8 protein-coding genes and 1 pseudogene are annotated in these 6,326 nt (G+C 68.4%); 3 read left to right on the plus strand and 6 right to left on the minus strand.

The features are described 5' to 3' along the window. A partial coding sequence (locus HOV91_RS38195) for a DUF6968 family protein (RefSeq protein WP_174190059.1) occupies nt 1–364 on the minus strand: 364 nt, incomplete at its 3' end. A gap of 256 nt (nt 365–620) precedes the next feature. Here HOV91_RS38195 and HOV91_RS38200 point away from each other — a divergent pair. Further along, nucleotides 621–1,115 (plus strand): hypothetical protein, encoded by a 495-nt coding sequence (locus HOV91_RS38200; RefSeq protein ID WP_174190060.1) that lies wholly within the window; start codon nt 621–623, stop codon nt 1,113–1,115. A gap of 51 nt (nt 1,116–1,166) precedes the next feature. On the opposite strand, the gene HOV91_RS38205 is transcribed toward HOV91_RS38200, so the two are convergent. The 3 genes from HOV91_RS38205 to HOV91_RS38215 all read right to left on the minus strand — a co-directional run bounded on the left by HOV91_RS38205 (nt 1,167) and on the right by HOV91_RS38215 (nt 3,139). Further along, nucleotides 1,167–1,931: a DUF8020 domain-containing protein gene (locus HOV91_RS38205; RefSeq protein ID WP_174190061.1), complete on the minus strand. Its 765-nt coding sequence runs from the start codon at nt 1,929–1,931 to the stop codon at nt 1,167–1,169. Between the two features lie 196 nt (nt 1,932–2,127). Further along, nucleotides 2,128–2,514 carry a helix-turn-helix domain-containing protein gene (locus HOV91_RS38210; RefSeq protein ID WP_246351575.1) on the minus strand — a complete coding sequence of 129 codons (387 nt, stop codon included), beginning with the start codon at nt 2,512–2,514 and terminating at the stop codon, nt 2,128–2,130. A 139-nt stretch (nt 2,515–2,653) separates the two neighbouring features. Beyond that, a complete protein-coding gene (locus HOV91_RS38215; protein WP_174190063.1) occupies nt 2,654–3,139 on the minus strand; it encodes a nitroreductase family deazaflavin-dependent oxidoreductase in 486 nt (161 codons plus the stop codon). Between the two features lie 176 nt (nt 3,140–3,315). On the opposite strand from HOV91_RS38215, the gene HOV91_RS38220 reads away from it, so the two are divergent. Next, nucleotides 3,316–4,182, plus strand: a complete 867-nt coding sequence (locus tag HOV91_RS38220) for a mycofactocin-coupled SDR family oxidoreductase (protein WP_174190064.1) — start codon at nt 3,316–3,318, stop codon at nt 4,180–4,182. A gap of 13 nt (nt 4,183–4,195) precedes the next feature. On the opposite strand, the gene HOV91_RS38225 is transcribed toward HOV91_RS38220, so the two are convergent. Further along, complete coding sequence (locus HOV91_RS38225; RefSeq protein ID WP_174190065.1) at nt 4,196–4,774, minus strand: TetR/AcrR family transcriptional regulator; 579 nt, start codon at nt 4,772–4,774, stop codon at nt 4,196–4,198. A gap of 95 nt (nt 4,775–4,869) precedes the next feature. Continuing rightward, on the minus strand, nt 4,870–5,745 hold the full coding sequence (locus HOV91_RS38230) for an LLM class F420-dependent oxidoreductase (RefSeq protein ID WP_174190066.1): 876 nt from the start codon (nt 5,743–5,745) through the stop codon (nt 4,870–4,872). Nucleotides 5,746–6,109: 364 nt separating this feature from the next. Here HOV91_RS38230 and HOV91_RS38235 point away from each other — a divergent pair. Next, a pseudogene (locus HOV91_RS38235) lies at nt 6,110–6,326 on the plus strand (cytochrome P450); the annotation flags it as partial.

Consider the following 6,326-nt stretch of genomic DNA (forward strand, 5'->3'; position numbering starts at 1 on the left):
GACAGAAGCAAGGGTCGGAGGGCTCGGCCACCGTGAAGTGCGCGCCGTGGCTGTTGGCCTGCCGCAGCTCCAGTGCGATCTCCTGGAAGGCGCGGTAGAGCGCGGCGATGGAGTCGGCGCCGTGCGCCCATCGCTCGCCGATGCCCTGGATGCGGAATCCGCACACCACGCCGGTGTCGCCCGGCGCCATCTGCGGTTTCCCCACTTCGATCGACACTTCCCGCGTAGCGTCGGCCACGGTGCGGGTGGCGATCACCTCTCTGATGCGTCGCCATTTCGTGCTCGCGATCGCACCGCCGTGTTCGGACTCGCGCACTGCGGGCGTGGTCGTGTCACCAGTGACCCGCGCCGGTATCGCTCTCATAGCGAGTGGAGTACCCAAGTTGGGACCCGGTTTATCCTGCCGTTCGGGGTGACCTGGACCGCAACGCCGAACCGGGTCGGCGATCGCCGGGCGCGGCGAGTTGCCAGTGGAATACGAGGTCCGACGAAGACACGCCGTATCGGCAAAATGGCTACCCGATGGTTAACGTGCTCCGGGTTTGGCAGGCTGTCGCCGAAGTGTGATGGTGGGGCCGCGACGATGAGGAGGGGCGGACGAATTGGTTACGATCGCGCAGTTGCGAGCGGTTCTGTCGATTCTGCGCGTCGACCCGGACCAGGTCGGCGCACGGTTGGGCGACACGGGTCTGCGTGGTCCGGACGCGGAACGTGTCCTACTGATCGGTTTGCTACATCGGATTGCGAGCAGTGAGCTGCGCGAGGTCGTCACGACCACGATGGACGAGACGGAGGCCGCGCGCGCCGCCGCGATGAGCACCTTGCCGGTCAACGGCGAGAATCCCACGGAGCAGGTCCGTTTCGACGCGCACTGGCTGCACGATCGCATCGGCGCGCTGGCGGCGGGCACCACCGTGGACCCGGTGCCGGTGCTGCTGGACGCCGCCGCGCGGTCGACCGATGCGGCCGAGGCGCTGCTGCTGCTCAGCCGCAACCCCCGCGGCAACGACGCGGACACCAGATGGGAGCGGGCCCTCGACGACCTGGGGCGCGCCTACCACCTGATCAACGACGAGCGCGTGGGGCGCTCGAACACGACGACCGCGCCGCTGTAGCGACGCGGTCGTCCATGGCTTCGCCGGGCGGCGGCACGCGCCGCCGGGCGGTCACCTGGGTGGTGCCGGTGCGATCTGCGCGGGCTTGTCCGCGAAGCGGGTGGTGCCCTCGGCGGCTTGCAGCGTGGTGAGCAAGTCGACCCCGGCCACGACGAGGGTGGGTCCGCCGACCGCGATGGTTCCGAGGATGCCGCCGAGGCTCGCGCCGGCCAGCAGACCGGCAACGCAACCGACGGCGATGGTGGCCAGGCAGCCGATCGCGGCGCCGATGGCGGTGCCGACGAAACCGCCGATGGCGGTGGCGAGTCCGAACTGGCTGGCGAATTCGTCACGCGCGCGCTGGTTCTCGGCCATGGACGCGACCGGTGTCGCGACGAGCGTTTCGCCGATCGCGATGCCTTCCGGCCTGGTCGGATGAAGCTCCAGGACCGTGCTGTCCTTCTTCAACTCCGGACGGACCGGAATGCCGGTGCCCGCGATCCGGAAGTCGAGGGGCAGTGTCATGGCGACGTGGCCGTCGCGGTCACGGATGTCGACCACGTCGATCACCTGCGCGACGTCGGCGGGGGCGCCGGTGCGGTCGACGAGCACGCCGTCACGCTCGGTTAGTCGGGCGTTCTCCGCACCCGCGGGCTGGTCCCGCAGCGCTTTGGCCAATTCGAAGGTTCCGCCTCGCAGCGCGGCGACGACCATATCGTCGACGAGCCTGGCGGAGTAGGTGATGTCGGGAGCGGGTTCGGCGTGCGCGACGCTCGCGCCGATGGTCAACGAGCCGATGGCGAGTACCGCTGCCGCAGTGATGCCGCGGAGTTGCATGATTCGTCCATTTCTTCATCAGGTTTCGCAGCTGCGTCCAGCACGGCCGGACCCGCGCACTCCGGCGGCGCAAGCGCAGTCGTCCACGGTCGCGGAGCAGCTTATCAGCGCTGGCAGCAACCGATGAGCGTTCCGGCTCGACCGGTCGGAGATGTCCCGGAATTCCTCCGACCGGCCGCTTTTCGGAGCTGTCGGCTCAGCGCGCCGCGGCGAGTTCGCTTGCCCGCTCGGCTCCGAGGATCGTCGCGCTGGTGCCGGGCGGCCATTCGAGTCCCGCGTCGAGCCGGTCGAGCACCTCGGCGCTGGGCTGTGGATTGCGGGACCGCTCTATCTCGCTGACCACCTTGGCAGGCGGGCCGCCGTTGCCCGCCACGTCCGCCTGGGTCCATTTCCTCTCCCGCCGCCGCGAACGGACACGCGCGGCGAGGGCGTCGAGGTCGAGCGTGCGCACCTGCTCGGCCACGTCCGTGCGCTCGGGCTCCGGTTCGGCCGGTAGCGCGGCCGGACCGCCGGGCTCTCGCGTCCGATGCTCTTCCCGCAGCATCCCGTTGGTGATCAGCCTGGACCGTTTTCGCCTACCCATTTTCGCCACACGCTCTCCCATCCTCTGTCGAGTCGATCGATTGCGTCGCACCGCTCCGGCGGCGGGCGGCGTCCACCGCGCGGGGAACGCTGAACATCATGGGGGAGCGTGGGCGCGGACCCGGGCCGACGCGCCGGGCTCAGTGCGACCCGTCCTCCGGCTGGAGAAGCAGCACCGGGATCTCCCGCTCCGTCCAGGACTGGTAGCTGTCGAAGTCCGCGTAGCGGGCGACGAGCAAGGGCCACAGGCGATCTCTCTCCTCCCGCGTGGCCACGCGGGCGCGGACGAGACGGTGCTCGGCGCCGATCTGCACCCGGGTCACCGGATGCGCCAGGAGGTTGAAATACCACTGCGGATGGTTCGGCAGCCCGCCCTGTGAGGCGACGACCACCAGGTCGGCGCCGTCGGCCAGATACAGCAGCGGAACGGTGAACAGCCTGCCGGTTTTCCGGCCCCGGTGCTCGAGCAGCAAGGTCGGCACCGGCTTGCGGAAACCCGCACCGACGCGCCAGCGCCCGCCGATGCGTCCCCGGGTCCGGCGGAAGACCCAGACCTGCGCTCTCGACATGTACTTGATGAGCGTCACGACGAGCGGGGAATCGAGATGGCGTGGTCGGTCGGGCATCGGTGCGCCTCCTGGAAGAGCCGGGTGCCGGGACGGGTTCGGCGGCACGACGAGCGATTGATCCAATACCAATGTCCGTAGTATCGTCCAGACAGATGTCCGGTAACTATTCCATATAGCTGGCCCGGCGCGCCGAGCGGGCGGCGGAAACCGGTGACGAGCACGGCGGAGGAAACATGGATCGGGTCAGCGGCAAAGTCGTCTTGGTGACCGGTGCGGCGCGGGGGCAGGGCCGCAGTCACGCGGTCGCCTTGGCGCAGGAGGGCGCCGACATCATCGCCTTCGACATCTGCGCCGATATCGGCAGCAACGACTACGCCTTGGCGACCGCGGCGGACCTGGCCGAGACGAAGGAACTGGTCGCCCGGACCGGCCGCCGGGTCGTGGCCGAGCAGGTCGACGTGCGCGATCGCCCCGCGCTGCAAGCGGCGATCGCCGCGGGCGTCGCCGAACTCGGGCGCTTGGACGTGGTGGTGGCGAACGCCGGGATCTGCCCGCTCGGTCACCACGTGCCGCTGCAGGGATTCGTCGACGTCTTCGACGTCAACTTCGTGGGTGTGGTGAACACGGTGCACGCCGCCCTGCCGCACCTGGGCGCGGGCGCCTCGATCATCGTCACCGGGTCGGTCGCGGGGCTGGTGCCGCAGACCGGTTTCAACGGCCAGCAGGCGCTGCAAGGCCCCGGCGGCGACGGTTACGGTCTGTCCAAGAAGATGATCCGTTCCTACACCCAGACTTTGGCGCTGACGCTGGGACCGAGCTCGATCCGCATCAACGCGGTGCATCCGACCAATGTCGACACCGACATGCTGCACAACCCGGGCATGTACCAGATCTTCCGTCCCGACGTGCAGAACCCGACGCGCGAGGACGCGGAGGTCACCTTTCCGTTCATGCAGGCCATGCCGATTCCGTTCGTGGAGTCCTCGGACATCTCGCACGCGGTGACGTACCTGGCCTCCGACGAGTCGCGCTACGTGACCGGCTTGCAGATGTTCGTCGACGGCGGGGCGGCGCTGAAACTCGGCCTGGCCGGCCAGTGACGCGGAAGCGGTGTCACCTCAGGATGAGCAACGCGGACCGCTCGATGCGGTCCGCGATATCCGAATAGGACCGGTAGCCCATGCCGGCATGTACCAGCGCGCCCGCGTAGAGCAATTCCAGCGATTCCACGATATCGGGGTCGGCGGATTCGGACAGGGCGTGGGCGAGGCGCGCGCGAATTTCCAGGCCGATGCGCGACCGCAAATGCTCGACATCGGGATCCCGACCGAGTAGCGCGCTGGTGACCGCACCGGACAATTCCGGTTCGTCGGCGACCAGCAGGGCGATGCCGCGCAGCTCGGCGATCACGCGCACGGTGGCGTCCGGGTCGTCGCTCACCGGTGAGGGCGTCGCGCGCAGCCTGCGCCAGAAGATTTCCGCGACCAGGTGTTCCTTGGAGGAGAAATAGGTGTACGCGGTCGCGGTGCCGACCTTGGCGTTCGCGGCGACCATCCGGATGGTCATGCCCGCGAAACCTTCTCGCGAAAGCACTTCCAGCGCCGAGCGGGTGAGTTTGTCGACCGTGTCGGCCTGCTTTCCGGACAAGCGCCGACGCGTCGCCTCAACCGTTCTGGAATAGCTTTCGGACATGTGTCTAGATGGTAGTGTCGTTATTTCGCCAGAGCAACTTCCTGCTGCCGGAACCGTTGTGTTTGCGGCCACTGTGGAATTCCCGGTCGAGGCAGCTACGGCCGGTCCGCCGCGCCGAGTGGGCGGCCGATTGCCGTCAGTTTGTCGGACAGTCGTGCGAGGTAGGCGAGCACCGCCGGTTCGTCCTTGTCCGGTAGGCCGTACACGACATCGGTGACCCCGGCGCGGTCCCATTCGGCCAGGCGCGCGGCGTCCGGTTTGTAATCGAGGGCCACCACGCGCGGACGTCCGGTCCGCCCTGCCTGCCGCCAGAGCGTATGGAGTTGTGCGAGCCGATCGGCGATGTCCGTCTCGCCGGGAGTGGTGATCCAGCCGTCGGCGGACTCGGTGATCCAGCGAAAGGTGCGTTCGGTGCCCGCCGCTCCGATCAGTACCGGAACCGAGCGCCGCACCGGTTTCGGCCAAGCCCAGCTCGGGCCGAAGCGCACGTACTCGCCCTCGTGGCTCGCCTCGTCCTGGCTCCACAGCGCCCGCATCGCCGCCAGGTACTCGCGCAGCACGGTGCGCCGTTTGTTCGCAGGCACGCCGTGATCGGCCAGTTCGTCGGTGTTCCAGCCGAATCCGGCGCCGAGGACGACCCGGCCGCCGCTGAGGTGGTCGAGGGAGGCGATCGTCTTGGCCAGGGTGATCGGGTCGTGTTCGGCCGGGAGCGCGACGGCGGTCGCCAGCTCGACGCGTTCGGTGACGGCGGCCGCCATCGACAGCGCCACCCAAGGGTCCAGCGTGCGCAGGTATCGGTCGTCGGGGAGGGAAGCGTCACCCGTCTGCGGATGCGCCGCGTTGCGGGCGACCGGGATGTGGGTGTGCTCGGGGACGTAGAAGGAGTCGAATCCCGCCTGCTCCGTCGCGCGAGCGGCCGCGGCCGGGGTGATGCCGCGGTCGCTGGTGAACAGCACGATGCCGAATCGCATGGAAACCCTGCCTTGTCGAGTCGTTCGATGTGGATCGGTCCTGCGCCTGCGGGCGCGCCTCGCGGCGCTGCCGGTGGCGCACCATCGGGGAGTTCGGCGGGCCCTGGAACGCGCGGCTTGTCTGGACAGTTGTTCGGACTTTAGTCCGGCTCGATGCCCCACGCAAGAACGCGTTCTCGTTATCCGGGGCCGATGCAGGGGTCGCGAGCGGTGGGTGCCGGTTTCGAAGAGATCGTTCGTTCGGGGATTGTCCTGAAAATGTGTCGGTGGTACCGTCCAGACACATGTCCAGCTATGTGTCTCTACGGACTGCGGCTTCGCCGCTTCCCGTGGAGAACGTGTTCTCGGATTCGGAGTGTGGGCGATGACGGCCGCGGTGGAGCCACTGGTGTTCGATCCGTACGACTACGCCTTTCACGAGGATCCGTATCCGACGTATCGGCGGCTGCGGGAGGAGGCGCCGCTGTATCACAACCCGGATCTGGGATTCTGGGCGTTGTCACGGCATGCGGATGTCACCGGAGCGTTCCGCGACAGCGCGAGGCTGTCGAGCGCGAATGGGGTGTCGTTGGATCCGGCGG

The organism is Nocardia barduliensis (assembly GCF_013315795.1).
In the GTDB taxonomy this organism is placed as follows: Bacteria; Actinomycetota; Actinomycetes; order Mycobacteriales; family Mycobacteriaceae; genus Nocardia; species Nocardia barduliensis.